The sequence below is a fragment of the Nocardia wallacei genome (assembly GCF_029869545.1).
Taxonomy (GTDB): Bacteria; Actinomycetota; Actinomycetes; order Mycobacteriales; family Mycobacteriaceae; genus Nocardia; species Nocardia wallacei_A.
In genome coordinates this window covers 35,702-58,297 of the sequence record NZ_JARWQD010000312.1, presented here as the reverse complement: position 1 = coordinate 58,297, position 22,596 = coordinate 35,702, and the positions used below count along the sequence as shown (strand labels likewise).

The window sequence follows — 22,596 nt, the reverse complement described above, 5'->3', positions numbered from 1 at the left end:
TGTGAGATTTCCGGATCTTGTGTCCCCGAAGCAGCTGTGGGAGTTCCTCAGTCGAGGTCTGCACCTTCGTGATTTCTCCGGATTATCGCTGCGCCAACGCAATTCCGGGCTGGTCGGTTTTAGCGTCTGCGAAGTTCCTGTGCGGTGGCCGAATTAGCCGCCACCGGAACGGATCGCACCCTTGTGCAGAAAGGTATCGAATGAGACGAACGACCATCCGCAGGCCGCTGCGCGCCGCCGTGATGATGGGCGCGGCGATCCTCGCGATCGGGCTGCCGGGGGTCGGCGTGCACGCCGATCCCGCTCCGGCGCCCACTGAGCAGCAATTGGCCGACCTGATCGGTGCGGGGTTGAAGGACCCGGCCGCGCATCCGATCGCGGAAGACAGCGGCAGCGCCGGCAGTTCCGGGTCGGCGTGCACGTCCGGCAGCGGCGCCGGATCGGGTAACGGGTCCGGTGACTGCTACGGCGGCTCGGGTTCCAGCTCGGGCTCCTCGGGCGGATACGCCTCCGACACCAAGGGTTACGGTCCGGCGTCGTCGTCGTGGCTGGCGGCCTTCGGTTACGGATTGTTGAATCCGGATGCGGCGCCGCCGGGCACCAACGACTGGAACTGCAAGCCGGGCGACGGCCGCCATCCGGTGGTGCTGGTGCACGGCACGTGGATGAACGCCTACAACGGATTCGCGTTCATGGGCCAGCCGATCAAGGACGCCGGATACTGCACCTTCACCTTCAACTACGGGCGGTCGAACCTGCTCGAGGGCGGCGGCCTGGGTTCGGTGCTGCCGGGCGCCATGGGCACCGGGTACATCCAGGATTCGGCCAAGCAGCTGGCCGAGTTCGTGGATCGGGTGCTGGCGGCGACCGGCTCGGACAAGGTCGACATCATCGCGCACTCGCAGGGCGGGTCGATGTCGAACTGGTACACCAAGTTCGAGGGCGGCGGCAGCAAGGTGAACAACCTGATCACCTACGGCGCCACCCATCACGGAACGTCGCTGGACGGCATCGGCGCGCTGGGCCGGGCGATCAACAACTTCGGCATCGACATCCTGGGTCTGATCGAGATCTTCGTGGGCCACTCGGGGATTCAGCAGACCATCGGTTCGGATTTCATCAACCAGCTCAACGCCAACGGTGACACCGTGCCGGGGATCAAGTACACCAGCGTGGCGACCCGCTACGACGAGGTCACCAACCCGTACGACCTGACCTTCCTGAAGGCCGGGCCGGGGGCGACGGTGAACAACGTCCTGCTGCAGGACGGTTGTGAGCAGGATCTGTCGGACCACCTGACGATGATGTACTCGCCGCGGGCGCTGTCGATCGCGCTGCACGCGCTCGACCCGTCGCAGCCGCTGCAGTGCACCTTCAACCCGTGGCTGCTGGGAGGTGGCGGCAAGCTCTGACAGTTCTCGAGCTGTGCCCCGCTCGACGGTCCGACCATGCCTTCCAGCCGTCGGGCGGCGCACAACCCCGGGATGCCCGCCGGGCGGTCCGACACCCGCCCGCCCGGCGGGCTCTTTTCGTGCGACGGCCGAAAGATCGTAAACGGTTGCGCGACTTTGTGTTATGACGGTTATGTGGGCATTCCCTCGCGGCCCGCCCTGGGACGGGACATCGCGGTCGGGCTGGCCGTGTTCGGGCTGTATCTACTGGTAGATGCGCTGCACAGCCCGGAGCGCCGGGTCGCGGCCGATCGCAACGCGCGCGGGTTGTTCGAGCTCGAGCGGTGGCTGCACGCCGATGTCGAGCTGTCGCTGAACCGCTGGCTCGCCGGGCGCGAGTGGCTCGCCACCCTCGCCAACTACGAGTACGCGTTCACCTACATCCTGACCGCGTTCGTGCTGCTGTTCTGGATGTACTTCCGGCGGCCCGCGGACTATCCGCGCGCCCGCGACTCGTTCCTGCTGCTGAATGTGCTCGCCATCGCGTGCTTCGCGGTGTACCCGGTGACGCCGCCGCGACTGCTGCCCGATCTCGGATTCGTCGACACCGTCGTCGCGGGCGGGACCTGGGGGTCGTGGGGGACGCCGCTGGTGGACGGCAGCAATCAGCTGGCGGCGGTGCCGTCGCTGCACGTGGGCTGGGCGCTGTGGGTGAGCGTGGTGCTGGCCCGCATCGCGGGCGGGGTCACCGCGCAGGTGCTCAGCGCGCTGCACGTGCTCGTCACGGTGTACGTGATCATGGCGACCGCGAACCATTTCATCCTCGATGCCGTCATCGCGGTCGGCTTCGTCGTGATCAGCGTCCTGCTGGTCGATCGGTGGTACGCGCGCCCGCCGGCGGTGCCGCCCGCCGACGCGTTCTTCCTGCACGTCGAGAACGCCGGGGTGCCGCAGCAGGTGGGTGGCATGGTGGTGCTGCACCCGCGCCCGGACGGCGGCCCCACCGCCGACGAGGTCCGAACCCTGGTCCGCGCCGAACTCGCCCACCTGCCCCGCTTCCGCCAGCGCCTGCACCGGCCGGGCCGGTGGCGCCGCCCGCGCTGGGTCGACGCGGATATCGACTGGACCTGGCACGTCACCGAGCGAACCCTCGATCGTTACCCGGACATGGACGGCCGCAACGGATTCCGGAGCGACGGCATCGGCGTGGTGCCCGGCGCCGAGCCGTGGGAATCGCAGGCACCGGCGGCTCGGATACCCGGCGACGAGGCACCGTGGACCGCGAATATCGCCCGGCTCGTCGCGGAATCGGCCGCCGAACCGCTGCCGCGCGACCGGCCGCTGTGGCGGCTGGTGCTGGTGCGTGATCCCGCGGCCGGGGTTGTGGGGGTCCTGTTCCTGCTGCATCACACCGTGGCCGACGGCATCGGCACCGTGGTGCAGGCGCTGCACCTGCTGCGGCCGCCGATCGATCTCACCCTCGTCGACGGGCGGGCTCGACGGGACGGAGCGCGAGCACGGCCCGGCCGGGGCGCCAGGATGGCGGCGATCGCGACGGGTCTGGCCCAGCTCGCCACCGATGCGCGCCCGGCGGGACGACTGCCCGGCGGTTCCGCGCGGCGCAGCTTCGCCGTGGTGCCGCTGGAGCTGGAAAACGTTCGCGCGGTGGCACATTCGCACGGTGCACGCGTCACCGACGTGCTACTCGCGGCCATCGTCACCGCGCTGCACCGGCTGCGGCCGGACTGGGCCGGACCGCTGCGCGGCAGGCTGCGGGTGGCGGTGCCGCTGATGGTGCGCGAGCCGTCCTCGACGGCCGAGGGCAACCTCACCGCGGCCGTGATGACCGATGTCCGGTTCGCCGCGGCGAACCCGGCCGAGCTACTGGCCGATATTCGCGGCCGCAGTGCCCGCCTGCACAGCGGAACCCGGGCGCTGGCATCGCATTTCGTGATGTCCACCGGACTGCGGCTGCTGCCCGAACCGGCGCTCGGCCGGTTCGCCCGCACCGTGTACGGCGGGCGCTTCTTCCACGCCATCGTGTCGAATATGGCGGGACCGGATCGGGACCTGACCTTCGCGAATACGCCGATAGCCCAGGTGTTTCCGATCCTGCCGTCGGCGCCCGGCGTACCCCTGGTCGCGGGGGTGCTGAGCTGGCGCGGGGTGCTCGGGATCGGGCTCTCGGCCGATCCCGCGATGCTCGACGCGACGGAGTTCGCGGCCGAGTTGCCCCGCGTCCTGGCCGAATTGACCGCGGGTGCGGTAGTCGCCGATCCGGGCCCGGCGGTCGGTTCCGGCGAGTAATCTGAGCGAACTGATCTCGCAGCCGTCGCGGCGCGGCGACGGGCGGGTGGGGCACGGCGCTGCCGGGTCACCACGTCCGGCTGCGCCGCCGTCGGACCGACCCATACGAGGGAGGCGGGACATGTTCGACCGGGACATGTTCACCCGAAAGACCGCGGCGAGCATGCTTGCCGCCTGCGCGCTGATCCTGTTGTCCGCCACCGCCTGTGGCGGATCCGACGAGGAGTCCGGGCCCGCGGAGCCCACCGGCGCACCCACCGTGACCGAGGCGGTCACCGAGTCCTACGAGCGCTTCTTCGACGGTGCCACCGGCGCCGAGCAGAAGATGGCACTACTGGAGAACGGCAAGGCCTTCGCCGACACCATCGAGGCCCAGGCGGATTCGCCGATGGCCAAATCCACGACGGCCACGGTCTCCGGGGTCGCCAGCACCGGCACCGACCACGCCGATGTCAACTACACCATCCTGATGAACGGCAAACCGGCACTGGCGAATCAGCAGGGCTCGGCGATCTATCAGGACGGCGGCTGGAAGGTCACCGCGGCGACCTTCTGCGCCCTGCTCACGCTCCAGGGCAACCCGCCGCCGGTGTGCGCCACGAGCCGATGACCGCCTCGACCGCCCGCGCGGAACGGCCCGACGTCGCACTGGCCACCGTCACCGCGGTGCTGTTCGTGACCTTCCTGGACACGACGATCGTCAGCGTCGCACTCGGCGACATCCAGTCCGATCTGCACGCCGGGGTGGTGCCGCTGCAGTGGGTGGTCAACGCCTACACGCTGGTATTCGCCAGCCTGATGCTCACCCTCGGCTCGCTGGGCGACCGCTGGGGTCGCAAGCGAGTGCTGGTGGCCGGTCTGGTGGTCTTCTGCGCCGGATCGGTGCTGTCGGCGACCGCGACCAGCGTGGCCGTGCTGATCGCCGGGCGCGGCGTGATGGGTCTGGGGGCGGCCGCCTGCGAACCCGGGACGCTGTCGGTGATCCGGCACATCTATCCCGATCGCGGCGCCCGGGCCAGGGCGCTGGGCGCCTGGGCGGCCGTGTCCGGACTGGCGCTGGCCGCGGGTCCGGTGGTCGGCGGCCTGCTCGTCGGCGCGTTCGGCTGGCAGTCGATCTTCTGGTTCAACCTGGTCGTCGGCGTGGTGGTGCTGGGCGCGGCGCTGCGCTACGTCCCGGACAGCGCCGACCCGCAGCCCGGCCCGGTGGATTGGGGCGGATTCGTCCTGGGCGCAACGTTTCTCGGCTGCGTGATCTACGCCGCGATCTCGGGGGAGGAGGTGGGCTACGACGCCGCCTCGGTGATCACCCTGTTCGTGATCGGCGGCCTCGCCTTCCTGGGCTTCGTGCTGGTCGAAATGCGCGCGCGCAACCCGATGTTCGACTTCCGGTATCTGCGGCGGCCGATGGTGCGCAGCGCGCTGATCGTGGCGTTCGCCGTCTATTTCGGCATCTTCTCGATCTTCTTCTTCACCGCCCTGTACCTGCAGGAGGTGATCGGCTATTCGGGCTGGCGGACGGCCGCGGTGTTCGCGCCCATGGCCGTCGCGATCGTCCTGGGCTCGCTGGCCGCCGGATTCTGGGTGGCCCTGCGCGGTTCGCGCACACCGATGATCACCGGCTGCGTCCTGGGTGCCGTGGGGATTCTGCTCGCCCGCGAATGCCTCGGCGTCACAGTGGAATTCACGCCGCTGGCGCTGGCGCTGACCGTCGCGGGTCTGGGCTTCGGCATCGCGGTCGTGCCGCTCACCTCGGCGGTGTTGTCGGGCGTGCCCGCCGAGCATTCGGGGATGGCCGCCGCGGCCACCAACACCATGCGGCAGGTGGGTGCGGTGGTCGGGGTCGCCGCGCTCGGCTCGCTGGTCAACTCGTTCCTCGACGCCGATCTGGTGCGGCGGCTCGACGAGCTCGATATTCCGGCGAACTTCCAGGCCATCGTCATCGACGCCATCAAGACCGGAAGCGTTCCCGCGGGCGGTGATCCGGCCGCCTCGGCCGCCTACGGCCCGATCGTGGACCAGGTCATCCACGCCACCTACGCCGCCTTCCACCGCGGACTCGATGTGGCCCTGCTGGTTTCGGGCATCATGATCCTGGTCGCGGCGGCGCTGACCGCGCTGTCGGCCTACCGCGCCGGCGACCGCTCCGGCTACGAGTACGAGACCTGACGGCGGCTCATTCGCGCAGTGCCTGCGACAGTTCCGGGCTCAATGCCAGCGCGGGCAGCGACTCGACCAGCATGTCCACCAGCTGTTCGCGGGTGATGGTCTCGTGGCGCAGCCAGCTCAGCGTCGTCTCCTCCACGAAGGCGATCCAGCCGCGCACCGCCAGCCGCAGCCGCGGCCGGTCCGCGTCCTCGATCGGGACCGGCACCTCGGCGAGGATGCGGTCGACGATGGCGCCGCGGGTCGCATCCACCAGCGCCGTCAATTCGGGGCTGGTACTGGCCGGGCCGCGCAGCAGCGCCAGGTACGAGGTGCGGTTCTGGGAGACGTAGTCGACATAGCGCTGTACCGCGTCGCGCAGCATGTCGAACAGCGACAGGTTCGGATCGGGCGCGGTGCGGGCCAGCAGTTCGGCATTGGCGCGCTGCGCGATCGCCAGCTGGAAATCCTGTTTGGTCGGGAAGTAGTGGAACAGCAGGCCCCGCGAGATCCCGGCCTGGGCGGCGATATCGCCGACGGAGATGTCCTCCAGGGCGTGGTCGCTCAGCATCCGGACGCCGAGGGTGAGCAGCTGCTCGCGGCGCTCGGCCGGGCTCAGCCGTAGTCGCTTGCCGCTCTCACCAGGTTCCTTGCTCACGGCACCATCCTACTGAACGTGAGTCAATACTGTTGACTCCTGCTCAATAAGCCCTTACTCTCGGGTATATGAGTCGCAAGGTTACAGACACCGGCCGCAGTGACGCGCCCGGTGCGGGCAGCCCGCGTAACCGCGGTGCCGCCCGGCATGTGCACGTGCTGATCGTCGGCAGTGGCTTCTCCGGCCTGGGCCTGGCCATCCGGCTGAGCCAGCAGGGCCGCGAGGACTACCTGGTGATCGAGCGCGGCAGCGATGTCGGCGGCACCTGGCGCGACAACACCTATCCGGGCGCGGCCTGTGACGTGCCGTCGCAGCTGTACTCGTACTCGTTCGCGCTCAACCCGCACTGGTCGCGCTCGTTCTCCAAGCAGCCGGAGATCCAGCGCTACATCCAGGACGTGGCGGCGCGGCACAACGTGCGCGACAAGCACCTCTTCGACTGCGAGATGACCGGCGCGCGCTGGAACGACGCCGAGGCGCGGTGGGAGGTGCAGACCTCCAAGGGTGCCTTCACCGCCGACATCCTGGTCTCCGCGGTGGGCGCGCTGTGCGAGCCGAATCTGCCGGATATCAAGGGCATCAACGACTTCCGGGGTCAGATCTTCCACTCCGCGCGCTGGGATCACGAGGCCGAGCTGCGGGGTAAGCGGGTCGCGATCATCGGCACGGGCGCCTCGGCGATCCAGATCGTGCCCTCGATCGCGCCCGAGGTCGCGCACCTGGACGTCTACCAGCGCACCGCGCCCTGGCTGCTGCCGCGCATGGACCGCCCCTACACGCTGCCCGAGCGGCTGGCGTTCAAGTATGTCCCTGGCGTGCAGCGGCTTTCGCGCGCGGCCATCTACGCCGCGCGGGAGACCCAGGTCGTCGGCCTGGCCAAGTTCACCCCTGCCATGCGGGCGCTGGAGGCGGTCGCCCGCGCCAAGCTCGCCCTCGAGGTCCGCGACCCCGAGCTGCGGCGCAAGGTCACCCCGAACTTCCGCATCGGCTGCAAGCGCATGCTGATCTCCAACGACTACTACCCGGCGCTGAGCCGCGACAACGTCGACGTGGTCACCGACGGCATCAGGGAGATCCGCGCGAATTCGATCGTGACCACCGACGGCACCGAGCGCGAGATCGACGCGCTGATCGTCGCCACCGGATTCCACGTCACCGACTCGCCGGCGTACGAGGTCGTCGCCGGGCGCGACGGGCGCACGCTCGCCGAGGTTTTCGAGGCCGCGGGGCAGCAGGGCTACAAGGGTTCGGCGATCGCCAATTTCCCCAATATGTTCTTCCTGCTCGGCCCGAACGTGGGCCTGGGGCACACGTCGATGGTGTACATGATCGAGTCGCAGATCAATTACATCGCCGATGCGATCGATACCTTCGACATGCGCGGCCTGCGCACCGTGGAGGTGCGAAAGGACGTGCAGGACAAGTTCAATCGGGAGCTGCAGGGCAAGCTGGTCGGCAGCGTGTGGAATACCGGCGGCTGCGCCAGCTGGTATCTGGACAAGTACGGAAACAACACCACGCTGTGGCCGGACTTCACCTTCCGCTTCCGTAGACTGCTGGAAAAGTTCGATGTGTCCGCCTACGACACGACCGTCAACGGGGCCGAGGTCCGGTCCGATCTGAAAGTGGTGGCAAAACAGTGAGCAACGACGCTTACTTTCGCGGCAAGGTCTGTGTGATCACCGGCGCGGGATCCGGCATCGGCCGCGCGCTGGCCGAGAACCTCGCCCGCCGCGGCGCGAAACTCGCACTGTCCGATATCGATACCGAGGGTCTGGCCGAAACCGTCAGGCGCTGTGCGGCTTTGGGCGCCGAGGTCAAATCCGACCGGCTCAACGTCGCCGAGCGCGAGGCGGTGCTGCTCTACGCCGACGAGGTCAAAAAGCATTTCGGCAAGGTCAATCAGATCTACAACAACGCCGGGATCGCCCATCACGGCGACGTGGTCCACACGGAATTCAAGGACATCGAGCGGATCATGGATGTCGACTTCTGGGGAGTCGTCAACGGCACCAAGGCATTTCTGCCGTTCCTGATCGAATCCGGCGAGGGCCACGTGATCAACGTGTCCAGCCTGTTCGGGCTGATCGCCGTGCCGGGCCAGAGCGCCTACAACTCCGCCAAGTTCGCGGTGCGCGGCTTCACCGAGGCGTTGCGGCAGGAGATGCTGGTCAAGGGCGAGCCGGTCAAGGTGACCTGCGTGCATCCGGGCGGCATCAAGACCGCGGTGGCCCGCAACGCCACCGTCGCCGAGACCCAGGGGCTGGACCAGAAGAAGGTCGCGGCCCAGTTCGACAAGCAGCTGGCGCTGCACACCCCGGAGATGGCCGCGCAGACCATCACCGAGGGCGTGCGCAAGGGTCACGGCCGGGTGCTGATCGGGTGGGAGGCCAAGGTGCTGGATCTGTTCGTCCGCACCACCGCGTCCTACTATCAGCGCATCGCGAGCGTCGTGAACCGCCGCATGCTGCCCTGACCCGTGAAAGTGCCTGCTATGCCTGCTGTTTCGCTGCCGCTGCCGCTGGCCCGGGTGGTGCTGCATCCGATGTTCCGCTACGCGATGCACCATCGACTGCCGTGGCGGGCTCAGCGCGCCCTGCTCGACGCCGGGTCGGTGCTGCAGCTGATGCCCGGTGGCACCAGCGTGCACAAGCTGCGGCTGGGCGGGCGCCCGGCCGAGCGCATCACCGCACCGAAGCCGGACACCGCCACGGGCGCGGTGCTCTACCTGCACGGCGGCGGCTACGCGGTCGGCTCGATCGCGACCCACCGCTCCCTCGCCGCGCATCTGGCACGCGAGATCGGCTGCCCGGTCTATCTGCCCGATTATCGGCTGGCCCCCGAGCATCCCTATCCGGCCGCCCTCGACGACGCGGAGGCGGCCTTCCTGGATCTGGTGTCGACCGGGCTGCGGCCGGAAGATATTGCGGTGTCCGGTGATTCGGCGGGTGGCGGCCTGTCGCTGGCGCTCGCGCTGCGGCTGCGCGACAAGCACGGAATACGGCCCGCCGCGCTGGGGCTGATCGCGCCGTGGGCCGACCCCAACGAGGTTCCGGACGGCTACCGCGATCTGGTGATCAACAAGCCGTGGTCGCGGGCCTGCGCCGCGGCCTACCTCGGCGACGGTGACGGCCTGGACCCCGGCTACGCGCCGCTGCTGGGCGATCTGCACGGCCTGCCGCCGACCTACGTGCAGGTCGATGCGGGCGAACTGCTGCACGTGCAGTGCGTGCGGCTGGTGGCGGCGCTGCGGTCGGCCGGGGTGACCACGCAGTTCAGCGTGACCCGCGGGCTGTGGCACGTCGCGCAGTTGCAGGCCTCGATCGTGGAACCCGCCGCGGCGGCGACGCGCGAGCTGGCGGCCTTCCTCGGGGAATCGCTGCGAGCAGCGCAAACACGATCCATAGGATAGATATTCGGCGGCCTCACCCTCCGGGCACACGGGGCCGCCGCGAGTGGCGTAAATTACCGGTGAGTAAACCACGTGGAAGGGCACCGATGCGAGAGTTCGAAGTCCCGGCGACCTACACCATTCCCGAGGACGCCAACATGTCCGACGGGGCCTTCCGGCATGCCGAGCGCACGCCCGGCCTGGTGGTGTTCAATCGCCCCGACGGCAAGGGCGGGTGGACCGATGTCACCGCGGCGAAGTTCGCCGAGGACGTCACGGCGGTGTCCAAGGGACTGATCGCGTCGGGCATCGAACTCGGTGACCGGGTAGCCATCCTGGCCTCGACCCGCTACGAGTGGGTGGTCCTGGACTTCGCCATCTGGGCCGCCGGCGGCTGCACCGTCGCCATCTTCGACAGCTCCTCCGCCGAGCAGGCACGCTGGATTCTCGAGGATTCCTCGACCAAGCTGCTGGTGGTCGAGACCGCCGCCCAGCGCGCGACCATCGCCGAGATCGAGTCGGGGCTGCCGGAGCTGCGCGAGGTGCTGCGGCTCGCGGACGGCGCGATCGATCAGCTCGTCGCCAAGGGTGCCGACCTCGACGACCAGGCCGTGCACGACCGGCGCGCCCAGGTGAAGGCCGCCTCCCCGGCGACGCTGATCTACACCTCCGGCACCACCGGCCGCCCCAAGGGCGTCATGCTCTCGCACGCCAACCTGTACGCGGAATCGGCCGCGGACCGGGCGGCGATGCCGCAGTTCCTCAAGCCCGGCAACAAGTCGCTGCTGTTCCTGCCGCTGGCGCACGTGTTCGCCCGCGCGGTGGCGCTCGCCGCGTTCGACGCCGGTGTCACCGTCGCGCACACCGCGGACTGGTCGACGCTGGTCGAGCAGTTCGGGGAGTACAAGCCGGACTTCATCCTGTCGGTGCCGCGCGTATTCGAGAAGGTGTTCAACGGCGCCAAGCAGAAGGCGCACGACGGCGGCAAGGGCAAGATCTTCGACGCCGCCGCCGAGACCGCCATCGCCTACAGCCAGGCGCTGGACAACGGCGGTGCGGGGCTGGTGCTCAAGGCCAAGCACACGGTGTTCGACAAGCTGGTCTACGGCAAGCTGCGCGAGGCCATGGGCGGGCGCTGCCGGTCGGCGGTGTCCGGCGGCGGTCCGCTGGGCGCGCGGCTGGGCCACTTCTTCCGCGGCGTCGGTGTGACGATCTACGAGGGCTACGGCCTCACCGAGACCACCGCCGCCGTCTCGGTCAACACGCCCGAATTCCTCCGGGTCGGCTCCGTCGGCCGCCCGCTGCCCGGACACGGGGCGAAGGTGGCCGAGGACGGTGAGCTGCTGGTGCGCGGCCCGGTCGTGTTCGGCGGGTACTGGAACAACCCGACCGCCACCGAGGACGCCTTCGCCGACGGCTGGTTCAAGACCGGTGACCTGGGCGCCATCGACGATCGGGGCTTCATCACCATCACCGGCCGCAAGAAGGAGATCATCGTCACCGCGGGTGGCAAGAACGTGGCACCGGCCATGCTCGAGGATTCGCTGCGGGCGCATCCGCTGATCAGTCAGGTGATGGTGGTGGGTGACGGCAAGCCGTTCATCGGCGCGCTGATCACCCTGGACCCGGAGGCGGTGCCGGGCTGGAAGGAACGCAACGGCCTGCCCGCCGACCTGCCGATGGAGAAGCTGATCGAGCTGCCGGAACTCAAGGCCGCGATCGACGCCGCGGTGGCCGACACCAACAAGCTGGTCTCGCACGCCGAGCAGATCAAGAAGATCCGCATCCTGCCCGTCGACTGGACGCAGGAGGGCGGCGAACTGACGCCGAAGATGTCGCTGAAGCGGGCCGTGGTCATGAAGAACTACGCCGCCGACGTGGACGCCATCTACAACGGCTGAGTCGCCGCGAAACGGACCCCGGTCCGGTCGGAATGCCGGTGCGGGGAGCGATGAATTCGTAGAGTGGCCGTCGTCCCTATATGGGACGGCGGCCACTGTCGTCCGTCCGGCCATGTACTCATCCGAGGAGGCAACCCGTGGCGACTGTGAATCCCTATCTGATGTTCAACGGCAACGCCGAGGAGGCGTTCACCTTCTATCGGTCCGTATTCGGCGGTGAGCTGCAGCTGATCCGCTTCAGCGAGATGGGCGACGGCGGAAATCTGCCCGCCGAGGCGAAGGATCTGATCGCCCACGCCGCGCTGCCGCTACAGGGCACCGATCAGCTGCTGATGGCGTCGGACTGCCCGCCCGGGCAGACCGTCAACACCGACAGCCCGGCCTACGCGGTGTCGGTGGACTTCAACGACCGCGGCGAGGCGGAGCGGATCTTCCAGCAGCTGTCGGCGGGCGGCGACGTATCCCTGCCGATCGGCAAGACCGAATGGGCCGAGCTGTTCGGCATGGTGACCGACAAGTACGCGGTGCCGTGGATGATCGGCTACACGCCCGCCGAATAGGCGATCGCCGCCGGTAGCCGGTCCAGGAAATCGGCGATGAGGGAGGCGATTTCGGCCGCGTGGGTTTCCAGGGCGAAGTGGCCGGTGTCGAGGACGTGCAGTTCGGCGTCGGGGACGTCGGCCAGGTAGGCGTGGCCGCCGGGCTCGGGGAAGAACGGGTCGTGCGCGCCCCAGGCGATCAGGGTCGGCGGGGTGTACGTGCGCAACCATGCCTGCCAGGCGGGGTAGCGGGCGATATTCGACTTGTAGTCGAAGGCGAGCGCCACCTGGGCCTCCTTGCGGCCGGGCAGATCCAGGAAATGCTGGTCCAGCAGCCAGGATTCGGGGGACAGCAGGGTCCGGTCGGCGACGCCGGTCTCGTACTGGCTGCGCGTGCCCTCCAGCGTGAGCAGGCCGCGAACGGTGTCCTCGGCGCCGTCCTGGTCCGGTCGCAAGGCGGTGAATTCCCGTGCGCCGTCGGATAATCCGGCGGCGTAGGCGTTCCCGTTCTGCACGATCAGGCCCGCAATCCATTCGGGATGCCGTTCGGCCAGGCGGAATCCGATCGGAGCGCCGAAGTCGAAGACGTACATGGCGAACCTGGTCAGCCCCAGGCGCCGCACGAATCCCTCGGTGATGTCGGCGAGGCGGTCGAAGGTGTAGACGAAATCGTCCGGGGCCGTGGTGTTTCCGAAGCCGGGATAGTCCGGCGCGACGAGGCGGTAGCGGTCGCCGAGGGCATCGATGAGCCTGCGGAACTGGTGCGAGGCCGACGGAAATCCGTGCAGCAGTAGCAGAACCGGAGCGTCGGGGCGGGTCGGCACCGACTCGCGGTAGAAGACCTGGACGCCGTCGACATCGAGGTGGCGGTGGTTGATCACTGGCAGGCCCATGGCGTTCACATGCTTTCTTTCGGAGAAGATGCATTAGTTCTAGCTGTCACCAACCTAATGTGTCAACTTGAGGATGTAGCATTAGGCACATGAGTGACCCGACGCCGCTGATCGGCGAGCCGCTGGCGCTGGACCTGGTCAACACCCGGCCCGCCGGGGCCGACCTGCTGAGCACGCCGGAGGACCTGGCGCGCTGGCTGCGCGCGGAGGCCGACCGGCTGCCGGAGCCGCCGATCCCGCACCCCGTCGATGAGGACCTCCGGGCCGTGCGGGCCGTTCGCGACCACACCGCGGCCATCCTGGAGGCGGTGCTGCACGGCCATCGCCCCCCGGCCGACGCCCTGCGCGGACTGGACAGGGCGCAGTCCGCCGCGCCCGCGGTGCGCTACCTGGAGTGGCACGACGGCGCGTTCACCGCACCCACGTTCCGCGCGGGGCCGGAGGGCGCCCGGCTGGCCGCGGTGCTGGCCGAAGCCGCCGTCGACCTGCTGATCGATCCGGCCATCGCCCGCCTCAAACGCTGCGAGGCCGACGATTGCGTCATGCTGTTCCTGCCCGCCCACCCGCGCCGCCGCTGGTGCTCGCCCCAGCGCTGCGGGAACCGCGTCCGCGTTGCCCGCTACTACGACCGCCACCGGGATTCCTAGATTCCTGGCGGAAATCCACCGCGAGATCGCCGACCGGTGGCAGCCTTCGAAGGGAGCGCGCCGACAGGAGGACTCGATGAAGAAGCTGATCAACGACCCGGCCGAGGTGGTCGCGCAGGCCCTGGCCGGGATGGCCGCGGCGCATCCGGAGCTCCGCGTCGACGAGAAGTACCGCCTCGTGCTGCGCGGGGATGCGCCGGTGCCGGGGAAGGTGGGGCTGGTGTCCGGCGGCGGCTCGGGCCACGAGCCGCTGCACGGCGGGTTCGTGGGCCCGGGAATGCTCGACGCGGCCTGTGCCGGTGAGGTTTTCACCTCGCCGGTACCGGATCAGATTCAGGCCGCGACGACCGCGGTCGACGCCGGGGCGGGCGTGCTGCACATCGTGAAGAACTACACCGGCGATGTCATGAACTTCGAGATGGCCGCCGAACTGGCCGCCGCGGAGTCCGGGACCGAGGTGGTGTCGGTGGTGGTGAACGACGATGTCGCCGTGCAGGACAGCCTCTACACCGCCGGGCGGCGCGGGGTCGGCGGCACGGTGCTGGTGGAGAAGCTGGCCGGGGCGGCCGCCGCGGAGGGCCGCCCGCTCGCCGAGGTGGCCGCGGTGGCGAGCCGGGTGAACGCGAACTCCCGCAGCATGGGGATGGCACTGACCTCGTGCACCGTGCCCGCCGCGGGCAAGCCGACCTTCGATCTGCCCGACACCGAGATGGAGATCGGGATCGGCATCCACGGCGAACCCGGCCGCCGCCGCGCACCGCTGGCGCCCGCCCGGGAGATCGCCGAGATGCTGGTGCAACCGGTGGTCTCGGATCTGCCGTTCGTCAAGGGCGACAGCGTGATCTGCTTCGTCAACGGGATGGGCGGCACCCCGCTGCTCGAGCTGTACGTGGTGTACAACGAGGTGGCCCGCATCCTGCGCGGGCGCGGGGTGGAGATCGCCCGTTCGCTCGTGGGGCCGTACATCACGTCGCTGGAGATGGCGGGGTGCTCGGTGACCCTCACCAAGGTCGACGACGAACTGCTGAGGCTGTGGGATGCGCCGGTGCGCACCCCGGCCCTGCGCTGGGGGATGTGAACCATGGCGACCCTCGATACCGTCCGCTGGCTACGCGCGTTCGCGGCGTCGATCGACGAGAACACCGAGGCGCTCACCGAATTGGACGCGGCCATCGGCGATGCGGATCACGGCACGAATATGCGCCGGGGCACGGTCGCGGTCGTGGCTGCGTTCGACGAGTCGGCACCGGCCTCCGCGGCCGAGGCGCTGAAACAGGCCGGAATGGTGCTGATCCGGTCGGTGGGTGGTGCCAGCGGCCCGCTCTACGGCACACTGTTGCTCCGCATGGCCACTTCTGTCGGCGAAAACGGGCTGGACGCACCGGGTTTCGCTAAGGCGCTGCGGGCCGGTCTGGACGGCGTGATCGCCCGCGGCAAGGCCGAGCCGGGAGATAAGACGATGATCGACGCCCTCACGCCCGCGGTCGATGCGCTGGAGGAAAAACTCGCGGCGGGAGAAGATTTCGCCGCCTCCCTGGCCGCCGCCACCGAGGCGGCCGAATCCGGCCGCGACGCGACGATCCCGCTTCAGGCCCGCAAGGGCCGCGCCTCCTACCTCGGCGACCGCAGCATCGGCCACCAGGACCCGGGCGCCACCAGCACGGCCTTACTGATATCCGCAGCCCGCCAGGCACTTTCATGAGGCCCGGAGGTCCCCGCATGCTCGGCCTTCATTTCCCGGCGTGCTTTTGGCCGGGATCCACACATTGGCCGCAGGGCATTCCGGCCGAAAGCGTGCCGGAAATGACGGGGGCGGGGCGATGGTAGGCCGGGAGGTGTGGGCGTGATCGGGGTTGTTGTTGTTTCCCATAGCTTTTCGCTGGCGCGGGCGGCCGTGGGCTTGGCGGGGGAGATGGTGCAGGGGCGGGCGGTGCGGGTCGAGGTTGCGGCGGGGCTCGATGAGCACACCTTCGGTACCGATGCGGTGGCCGTCGCGGAGGCGATCGCCGCGGCGGACAGTGGTGACGGTGTGCTCGTGCTGATGGACCTGGGGAGCGCGGTGCTGTCCGCCGAACTCGCCGTGGACCTGCTGGACTCGCCGCACGAGGTGCGGTTGTGCGCGGCGCCGCTCGTCGAAGGTCTGGTCGCCGCCGTGGTGTCGGCCGCCGGGGGAGCGGGGCTGGACGAGGTGGCCGCCGAGGCATCGGACGCGTTGTCCGGCAAGCAGTCCCAGCTCCGTGCGGCTGTCTCGGCCGATGACGACGCGCCTACCGGCCCCGCTGTGCGGGCGACATTCGTGGTGGCCAATGAGCACGGCCTGCATGCACGACCTGCCGCACGGCTGGTTACCGCACTGCGTGGCTACGACGCCGACGTCCGGTTGCGGAATCTGAGTACCGGAACCGGTCCGGTGTCCGGGCGGAGCCTGAGCCGGATCGCGGGACTCGGGGTGCGGGCCGGGCAGGAGGTGGAGGCCACCGCGACGGGCCCCGAGGCGCAACAGGCGGTCGACGGGTTACTGGCGTTGGCGGACAGGCAATTCGGCGAGAGCGCACAGGAAGCGGCCGGTCCATCGCCCATCGAGGCCACGCCGTCCGGTGCAAGCACGTCCGGTCCCTATCCGGCCTCCCCGGGAATCGGTATCGGCCCGGCCCGGCACCTGTCGGCACCCGAATTCGAGCCACCGGACCACCCGGGCGGTCCACCCGCCGCGGAACGCCGACGCCTCGATGCGGCAATCGCCAAGGCACGAAACAGCATTCGCGCCGAGGCCGATCGCGCATCCCGGGCGCGCGACGAGGCCACCACGGGAATCTTCGAGGCGCATCTGCTGCTCCTGGACGATGACGAACTGTCCGAGGCGATCGGGGAGCGGATCGCCGCCGGACAGGCCGCGGCGACGGCGTGGGCGACCGTCTTCGGTTCCGCCGCGGCCGATCTCGCGCAGCTGCCGGACGACTATCAGCGCGCCCGTGCCGAGGATCTGCGGGCGGTGCGCGATCAGGTGCTGGCGGAACTACTCGGACGCGGCGCCGGAATCTCAACTCGCCCAGGCGTTCTCGTCGCGACCGACCTGACCCCGGCGCAGGTCGCCGGGCTCGACCCGGAACTGGTGACCGGCATGGTGCTGGCGCAGGGCAGTCCCACCGCGCACAGCGCGATCATCGCGCGCTCCAAGGGGATTCCGGCCCTCGTCGGCGCGGGCCCGCGGGTGCTGGAGATCCCGGAGGGGACCACGGTCATCGTGGACGGCGGCGCCGGTGTGCTCGAGATCGACCCGGACCCGGGCCTGCTCGGCGAGTTCGCCACGCGCGCGGCGGAACTGCGGCAGCATCGGCACGCCGCCCGGGCCGCGGCGGCACAACCGGCGATCATGCGGGACCACACCGTCATCGATGTCGCGGCCAATGTGGGCAGCGTGGCCGAGGCGGTGGCGGCGGCGCGCGCCGGAGCGGACCTGGCGGGCCTGGTCAGAACCGAATTCCTGTTCCTGGACCGCGACCGGGCACCCACGGTCGACGAGCAGGAGCAGGTGTATCGCGAGATAGCGGCGGCATTCGGCGGCCGCCGCATCATCCTGCGCACCCTCGATGTCGGCGGGGACAAGCCGCTGCCGTACCTGCCGCGACCGGTGGAGGCCAACCCGTTCCTCGGCGTGCGCGGGATCCGTTTCACCCTGGCGCATCCGGGGCTGTTCCGCGACCAGCTGCGCGCGATCGCGCGCGTCGCTGCCGACCACCCCGTCGGTGTGATGTTCCCGATGGTGACCGCGCTCGACGAGGTCCGGGCCGGACGCGCGTTACTGGAAGAGGTGGCGCCGCAAGGACTCTCGGTCGATCTCGGCATCATGGTGGAGGTCCCCGCAACCGCGGCCAGGGCCTCGGCGTTCGCCGATCACGTCGATTTCCTCAGCATCGGGACCAACGACCTGACCCAGTACGCCCTGGCGGCCGAACGCGGCAACGACACCCTCGCCGCCCTCGCCGATCCGCTCGACCCCGGTGTGCTGCGCCTGATCGACATGACCTGCCGCGGGGCGGGCGACATCCCCGTCCACGTCTGCGGCGAACTGGCCGCCGACCCCGGCGCCGTCCCGATCCTGCTGGGCCTCGGCGTCACCGAACTCAGCGTCGCCCCACCGGCCGTGCCGGAGATCAAGGCGGCCGTCCGCGCCTCGGACATGAAGACCTGCACCGCGCTCGCGGCCCGAGCGCTGCGCTGCCCCTCCGCCGCAGAGGTCCGCCGCCTGCGCGCGTGACCGCCTGCCGCGCACGCCCGGTGTCTGTCGGGTCACATTGCGATGAATTGCGGCTGAACCCGGCGCTACGATAAACGGAGGCGTTGGCTCCGGTTAAACGGATTCGGCGACCTGTTCAACGGTGAAGGAGGTCGCGGCATGGTGACGTTGGGGCTCGGCGGTCCGGGCATCGATTTCGGCTTCGCGACCGACGGCATCGCACAGCGGGTACGGCAGGCGGTGCGCGGCCGCGGCGGTGAGGCGATCGGCCAGCTCGTCCTGATCACCGTGCTCTATATGGGGTATCGCATGGGCCGGTTGCTCACCGCCGACGACACCGTGCACGCGTTCGGCAATGCCCACGGTGTCCTGGGGCTGGAGGATCGCCTCGGGCTGCCGGGGGAGACGGCGGTGCAGGCGATCTTCGTCGATCACGATGTCGTGGCCGTTCCCGCCAATTTCTATTACGCCACCGCGCATTTCACCGTCGCGGTCGGAATGCTGCTGTGGCTGTGGGTCTTTCGCCCCGAGCACTACCGATGGACCAGGAATCTGATGGTGGCGCTCACCGGTGCCGCGCTGGCCGTGCACACCCTGTTCCCGCTGGCGCCACCGCGGATGATGCCGCAGTACGGCTTCGTCGATCTCGCGGCGCTGCACGGCCAATCCGTCTACGGCCCGATCGAATCCGACGGGTTGTCCAATCAGCTTGCCGCCATGCCCTCCCTGCACGTCGGATGGGCGCTGCTGCTCGCCTTCGCCGGCGTGGCCGCGATGCGCAGCGGCTGGCGGTGGCTGCTGCTGGCGCATCCCGTGCTCACCACCCTCATCGTGGTCGGCACCGGCAACCACTATTGGCTCGACGCGATCGTCGCGGTGGCACTGCTCGCGGTGGCGGCCGTGCTGCATCCGCTGCTGGTGCCCGCCTCGGCGACCGCCTGGGGGATCATGGGCCCGGTCGCCCCGCGGTCGCCTCACGCGGTGAGCCGCCAGCCCAGTGCGCGTTCGCGTTCCCGCCAGAAGTCCGCGTATTTCCCCGGCTGACCGATCAATTCATCGTGCGTACCGCGCTGCGCGATGCGCCCGTCGTCGAGCAGCAGGATCTGGTCGGCCGCCGCGATCGTGTGCAGCCGGTGCGCGACCACGATGAGGGTCCGCCGCCGGGCGAGGGCCCGGATCGCATCGGCGACCGCCGCCTCGTTGTCGGGGTCCAGGGCGGCCGTGGCCTCGTCGAGCAGCACGATCGGCGCCTGCTTGACCAGTGCCCGGGCGATCGAAACCCGTTGGCGCTCACCGCCGGACAGGCCGACGCCGCCCTCGCCGACCCGGGTGTTCCAGCCGTCGGGCAACCGGTCGACGATCTCGTCCACCCGGGCCAGCCGGGCCGCCTCGCCGATCTCCGCCGCGGTGGCGTCGGGCCGCCCGATCCGGATATTGGCCTCGATGGTGTCGTCGAACAGGTAGACGTCCTGGAACACCATGGCCAGCTGGTCCATCAGGGCCTCGGTGGTCAGTTCCCGGACATCGGCGCCGCCGACGCGCACGGCCCCCGCATCGACATCCCAGAAGCGCGCCACCAGCCGGAGCAGCGTCGTCTTGCCGGATCCCGACGGGCCGACGATCGCCGTCAGCGTGCCGGGCCCGGCCTCGAAGGCGATATCGCGCAGGACCGTGCGGTCGCCGTAGCCGAAGGTGACATTGTCGAAGCGCACCTCGCCGGGCGTGATCGCCTGCGCCACCGCGCCTTCCGGCAGGGGACGGACGGCCAGCACCTCATCGATCCGATCGATGTTCTCCGAGGCCGCCCGCAGTGCGGCGCCGTGATCCACGGTCTCGACCAGCGGGCCGACGAAGCGCGTGACGAGCACGAGCAGCGCGATCAGCTCCGCGGCATCGAGCGAGGTGCCCAGGGCCAGGGCGACGCCGACGGCGAGCAGCGCGACGAAGACGGCCTGCACGGCGACGGAGAACACCAGCAGCGCGGATACGGCACGGCGGCTCAGCTCCCCGAGGGCTCGGCGCTCGCCGGTAATGGCGGTGCCCAGCAAGGTATTTCGGGAGCCCGCGCGACCGAAGGCGCGCAGGACCGGTTGGCACTGCGCGAACTCGACCACTCGCCCCGCGGCCTCGACCGCGGCCCGGTCGACCGCGCCGAAGCTGCGCGCGAGGGCGTGCTGGGCGCGGCGGTACGCGGCGAGCAACACCAGTCCCGCCAGCGCCGACGCGACCGCCAGGCGCCAGTCGAACAGGAACAGTCCCGCGACCACGACCGCCGGGGTCACCGCCGCGCCGACCACCGGCTGCATCAGGTGGGCGGGCACCCCGAGGATGCTCGTCGTGCCCTGCGACATGGTGTGGGTCAGGCGGCCGGTCCGGTCGGTCCCGAACCAGCCCAGCGGCAGTTTCGCCAGGTGATCGCCGACCCGGTGGTGGATGCCGAGCAGCAGCCTGTCGGCGATCCGGTGGCCGTGTATCGCCTGGGCATAGAACACGACGCATGTCGCGGCCGTCGTGGCGGCCAGCACGGCCAGCCACGGCAGCGCGCCGTCCCGGTCGCCCGCCAGCAGCGGGCGCAGGATGGGAACCACGAGCAGGACGCAGATCCCCTGCAGCACGGAGAAGGCGATGATCAGCCCGACCCAGCGGACGAAGCGCGCCCGATCATTCGGGTGAACGATCCGAAACAGCTTGCGGATCATACCGATTCCTTCCTGAGGGCGGTGTGCCTGTCCCACATCCGCGCGTATTCGCCACCGGCGGCGAGCAATTCGTCGTGTCTGCCGGATTCGGCCACCCGGCCGTGCGCGAGCACGACGATGCGGTCCGCGCCGCGGATCGTGTGCAGGCGGTGCGCGATCACCAGCAGGGTCCGCCCGGATACCAGCAGCGACAGCGCATCCTGCACCGCCGCTTCGGATTCCGGATCGGCGAAGGCGGTCGCCTCGTCGAGCACCAGGACTGGTGTGTCGGCCAGCACCGCCCGGGCGATCGAAATCCTTTGCGCCTCACCGCCGGAGAGGTGCGCATCCGCGCCGATCACGCTGTCGTAACCGCGGGGCAGCGCCAGGATGCGCTCGTGTATCTGTGCCGCGCGCGCCGCGTCCTGGATCTCCGCGATGTCCGCGCCCGCTCGGCCGAGGGCGATATTGTCGCGAATGCTGGTGCGCAGCAGCGACGTTTCCTGAAAGACGAAGCCCACGTGGCGGTACAGGTCGCCTTCCGGTATGTGCCGGATGTCTACGCCGCCGAGGCGCACGGCGCCCTCGTCGACATCCCAGAATCGCGGCAGCAGCCGGGCCAGCGTCGATTTCCCGGAACCGGAGGCGCCGACCAGGGCGGTGACCGTGCCGGGTTCGAGCACGAGATCGACACCGTCGAGCACGGTCGTGCGGCCGTCGTAGGAGAAACGCACGGAATCGAATTCGACGCGGGCGCCGCTCGGCGTCGCCGGGTCGGTGGCGCGGGGGAGTTCGGGAGTGGCGAGCAGCGCGGCGACTCGTCGGGCGGCCGCGGTCGCCTCCTGCATCGCCAGCGCGCCGAATCCCAGCGACAGCACCGGCGCCCCGAGCCCGACCGCCAGCATCACGAAGGCGATGACCTCGACCGGATCGACCCCCAGCCACACGCCGCCACCGATCGCGGTCAGCAGCAGGACCGGAGGCGAAATAACCACGGAGGCAAGGGAATCCAGCCGCTGCGTCGGGCCCATCCATTCGTCGAGGAAGTGTGCGAGATCCGCACCGGCCTGCCGATAGCGGGCCTGGGCCCGGCCCGCGCGGCCGAACGACTTGACGACCGCGATCCCGTCGACGAGTTCGACCACCGCGGAGTTGACCTTGTCGAGTTCGGTGGTCCAGCGCGCCGTGCGTTCGGCATCGCCGCGCGACATCACCGCGACCAACGCGAGCCAGAGCACCAGGGGCGCAAGGCATATCGCCGCCAGCCGCCAGTCCAGGAGGAACAGGTAGGTGAGTGCCGCGACGGGGGTGACCACGGCGGCCACCAGATCGTTGATCGCGTGGGCCACCACGTGGTGAACCGCGCCGACGTCGTCGGTCAGGGCTCGTTTCACCCGGCCGGAACTGCGCTCGGTGAACCAGCCCAGCGATACGCGGCTCAGCCGGTCGACCGCGGTGCGCCGGATGCTCAGGCCCACATCGGCATCGGCGACGTGGCTGAGCGTGTAGGCGATCCCGGCGCAGACCGTGCGGAGGACGAACCCGGCGGCCGCGACCGCCACGTACGCCCAGATCCTGCCGCGATCCACGGCATCGCCGCCCAGGAACTCGCGGGCGATCTCGACGATCGCGAGATAGGGCGCGAGCGCGGCGAGCGCGCCCAGCACCTGGAGGGCGGCCGCCAGTGCCAACCGGCCGCGGATCGGTGCGAGCACGACGCCGAGGGCACTGGGTCTGTTATCGGTGGCCGGATCCTGCCGCACGGTAGTCATCGAACCTCACAAATTAGATCACTGTTCTAATCTGGAGTGT

General features: G+C 69.7%; 18 protein-coding genes. 14 read left to right on the top strand and 4 right to left on the bottom strand.

The genetic code is table 11. From position 1 onward, the window contains the following. Nucleotides 1-200 precede the first annotated feature (200 nt). The 4 genes from QH290_RS28285 (at nucleotide 201) to QH290_RS28270 (ending at nucleotide 5,864) form a co-directional block, all read left to right on the top strand. Entirely contained in the window at nucleotides 201-1,412 is a 1,212-nt protein-coding gene (locus QH290_RS28285) for an esterase/lipase family protein (RefSeq protein WP_280263593.1), read from the top strand. Between the two features lie 174 nt (nucleotides 1,413-1,586). Then, complete coding sequence (locus tag QH290_RS28280; protein WP_280386211.1) at nucleotides 1,587-3,698, top strand: bifunctional phosphatase PAP2/O-acyltransferase family protein; 2,112 nt, start codon at nucleotides 1,587-1,589, stop codon at nucleotides 3,696-3,698. Between the two features lie 121 nt (nucleotides 3,699-3,819). Further along, complete coding sequence (locus QH290_RS28275) at nucleotides 3,820-4,308, top strand: MTB12 C-terminal domain-containing protein (RefSeq protein ID WP_280263589.1); 489 nt, start codon at nucleotides 3,820-3,822, stop codon at nucleotides 4,306-4,308. Next, nucleotides 4,305-5,864 (top strand): MFS transporter, encoded by a 1,560-nt coding sequence (locus tag QH290_RS28270; RefSeq protein WP_280386210.1) that lies wholly within the window; start codon nucleotides 4,305-4,307, stop codon nucleotides 5,862-5,864. Before QH290_RS28275 ends, QH290_RS28270 begins: the two co-directional genes overlap by 4 nt. 7 nt (nucleotides 5,865-5,871) lie before the next feature. On the opposite strand, the gene QH290_RS28265 is transcribed toward QH290_RS28270, so the two are convergent. Continuing rightward, nucleotides 5,872-6,498, bottom strand: a complete 627-nt coding sequence (locus QH290_RS28265; RefSeq protein WP_280386209.1) for a TetR/AcrR family transcriptional regulator — start codon at nucleotides 6,496-6,498, stop codon at nucleotides 5,872-5,874. A gap of 68 nt (nucleotides 6,499-6,566) precedes the next feature. Between QH290_RS28265 and QH290_RS28260 the strand changes: the two genes are divergently transcribed. From QH290_RS28260 to QH290_RS28240, 5 genes are all read left to right on the top strand, one after another. Next, on the top strand, nucleotides 6,567-8,141 hold the full coding sequence (locus QH290_RS28260) for a flavin-containing monooxygenase (RefSeq protein ID WP_280263583.1): 1,575 nt from the start codon (nucleotides 6,567-6,569) through the stop codon (nucleotides 8,139-8,141). Continuing rightward, nucleotides 8,138-8,974, top strand: a complete 837-nt coding sequence (locus QH290_RS28255; protein WP_280263581.1) for an SDR family NAD(P)-dependent oxidoreductase — start codon at nucleotides 8,138-8,140, stop codon at nucleotides 8,972-8,974. Before QH290_RS28260 ends, QH290_RS28255 begins: the two co-directional genes overlap by 4 nt. Nucleotides 8,975-8,992: 18 nt before the next feature. Continuing rightward, a complete protein-coding gene (locus QH290_RS28250) occupies nucleotides 8,993-9,910 on the top strand; it encodes an alpha/beta hydrolase (RefSeq protein ID WP_280386207.1) in 918 nt (305 codons plus the stop codon). Nucleotides 9,911-9,996: 86 nt separating this feature from the next. After that, the gene (locus tag QH290_RS28245; RefSeq protein ID WP_280386205.1) at nucleotides 9,997-11,790 is read left to right on the top strand and encodes an AMP-dependent synthetase/ligase; all 1,794 of its coding nucleotides are present in this window, start codon (nucleotides 9,997-9,999) and stop codon (nucleotides 11,788-11,790) included. Between the two features lie 137 nt (nucleotides 11,791-11,927). Then, nucleotides 11,928-12,350 (top strand): VOC family protein, encoded by a 423-nt coding sequence (locus tag QH290_RS28240; protein WP_280263575.1) that lies wholly within the window; start codon nucleotides 11,928-11,930, stop codon nucleotides 12,348-12,350. Here the strand turns inward: QH290_RS28240 and QH290_RS28235 are convergent. After that, a complete protein-coding gene (locus tag QH290_RS28235; RefSeq protein WP_280263573.1) occupies nucleotides 12,332-13,222 on the bottom strand; it encodes an alpha/beta fold hydrolase in 891 nt (296 codons plus the stop codon). The two genes, QH290_RS28240 and QH290_RS28235, sit on opposite strands and share 19 nt — an antisense overlap. An 89-nt stretch (nucleotides 13,223-13,311) precedes the next feature. On the opposite strand from QH290_RS28235, the gene QH290_RS28230 reads away from it, so the two are divergent. The 5 genes from QH290_RS28230 to QH290_RS28210 all read left to right on the top strand — a co-directional run bounded on the left by QH290_RS28230 (nucleotide 13,312) and on the right by QH290_RS28210 (nucleotide 19,150). Beyond that, complete coding sequence (locus tag QH290_RS28230) at nucleotides 13,312-13,869, top strand: CGNR zinc finger domain-containing protein (protein WP_280386203.1); 558 nt, start codon at nucleotides 13,312-13,314, stop codon at nucleotides 13,867-13,869. Between the two features lie 76 nt (nucleotides 13,870-13,945). Then, nucleotides 13,946-14,947 (top strand): dihydroxyacetone kinase subunit DhaK, encoded by a 1,002-nt coding sequence (dhaK, locus tag QH290_RS28225; RefSeq protein WP_280386201.1) that lies wholly within the window; start codon nucleotides 13,946-13,948, stop codon nucleotides 14,945-14,947. A gap of 3 nt (nucleotides 14,948-14,950) precedes the next feature. After that, nucleotides 14,951-15,571: a dihydroxyacetone kinase subunit DhaL gene (gene dhaL / locus QH290_RS28220; RefSeq protein WP_280386199.1), complete on the top strand. Its 621-nt coding sequence runs from the start codon at nucleotides 14,951-14,953 to the stop codon at nucleotides 15,569-15,571. Nucleotides 15,572-15,712: 141 nt separating this feature from the next. Beyond that, nucleotides 15,713-18,127, top strand: coding sequence for a phosphoenolpyruvate--protein phosphotransferase (gene ptsP / locus QH290_RS28215; RefSeq protein WP_280386197.1), 2,415 nt, complete (start codon nucleotides 15,713-15,715; stop codon nucleotides 18,125-18,127). A gap of 138 nt (nucleotides 18,128-18,265) precedes the next feature. Further along, complete coding sequence (locus tag QH290_RS28210) at nucleotides 18,266-19,150, top strand: phosphatase PAP2 family protein (RefSeq protein ID WP_280263563.1); 885 nt, start codon at nucleotides 18,266-18,268, stop codon at nucleotides 19,148-19,150. Here the strand turns inward: QH290_RS28210 and QH290_RS28205 are convergent. Further along, nucleotides 19,081-20,805: an ABC transporter ATP-binding protein gene (locus QH290_RS28205; protein WP_280386195.1), complete on the bottom strand. Its 1,725-nt coding sequence runs from the start codon at nucleotides 20,803-20,805 to the stop codon at nucleotides 19,081-19,083. The two genes, QH290_RS28210 and QH290_RS28205, sit on opposite strands and share 70 nt — an antisense overlap. Next, nucleotides 20,802-22,556, bottom strand: coding sequence for an ABC transporter ATP-binding protein (locus tag QH290_RS28200; RefSeq protein WP_280263559.1), 1,755 nt, complete (start codon nucleotides 22,554-22,556; stop codon nucleotides 20,802-20,804). Before QH290_RS28200 ends, QH290_RS28205 begins: the two co-directional genes overlap by 4 nt. Nucleotides 22,557-22,596 lie beyond the last annotated feature (40 nt).

Bases quoted from the DNA above. Each gene is read 5' to 3' on its own strand.
- QH290_RS28250 (WP_280386207.1), top strand. From the start codon at position 8,993: ATGCCTGCTGTTTCGCTGCCGCTGCCGCTGGCCCGGGTGGTGCTGCAT.
- QH290_RS28270 (WP_280386210.1), top strand. From the start codon at position 4,305: ATGACCGCCTCGACCGCCCGCGCGGAACGGCCCGACGTCGCACTGGCC.
- QH290_RS28205 (WP_280386195.1), bottom strand. From the start codon at position 20,805: ATGATCCGCAAGCTGTTTCGGATCGTTCACCCGAATGATCGGGCGCGC.
- QH290_RS28230 (WP_280386203.1), top strand. From the start codon at position 13,312: ATGAGTGACCCGACGCCGCTGATCGGCGAGCCGCTGGCGCTGGACCTG.
- dhaL (WP_280386199.1), top strand. From the start codon at position 14,951: ATGGCGACCCTCGATACCGTCCGCTGGCTACGCGCGTTCGCGGCGTCG.
- QH290_RS28245 (WP_280386205.1), top strand. From the start codon at position 9,997: ATGCGAGAGTTCGAAGTCCCGGCGACCTACACCATTCCCGAGGACGCC.
- dhaK (WP_280386201.1), top strand. From the start codon at position 13,946: ATGAAGAAGCTGATCAACGACCCGGCCGAGGTGGTCGCGCAGGCCCTG.
- QH290_RS28285 (WP_280263593.1), top strand. From the start codon at position 201: ATGAGACGAACGACCATCCGCAGGCCGCTGCGCGCCGCCGTGATGATG.
- QH290_RS28260 (WP_280263583.1), top strand. From the start codon at position 6,567: ATGAGTCGCAAGGTTACAGACACCGGCCGCAGTGACGCGCCCGGTGCG.
- QH290_RS28235 (WP_280263573.1), bottom strand. From the start codon at position 13,222: ATGGGCCTGCCAGTGATCAACCACCGCCACCTCGATGTCGACGGCGTC.
- QH290_RS28200 (WP_280263559.1), bottom strand. From the start codon at position 22,556: ATGACTACCGTGCGGCAGGATCCGGCCACCGATAACAGACCCAGTGCC.
- QH290_RS28275 (WP_280263589.1), top strand. From the start codon at position 3,820: ATGTTCGACCGGGACATGTTCACCCGAAAGACCGCGGCGAGCATGCTT.
- QH290_RS28210 (WP_280263563.1), top strand. From the start codon at position 18,266: ATGGTGACGTTGGGGCTCGGCGGTCCGGGCATCGATTTCGGCTTCGCG.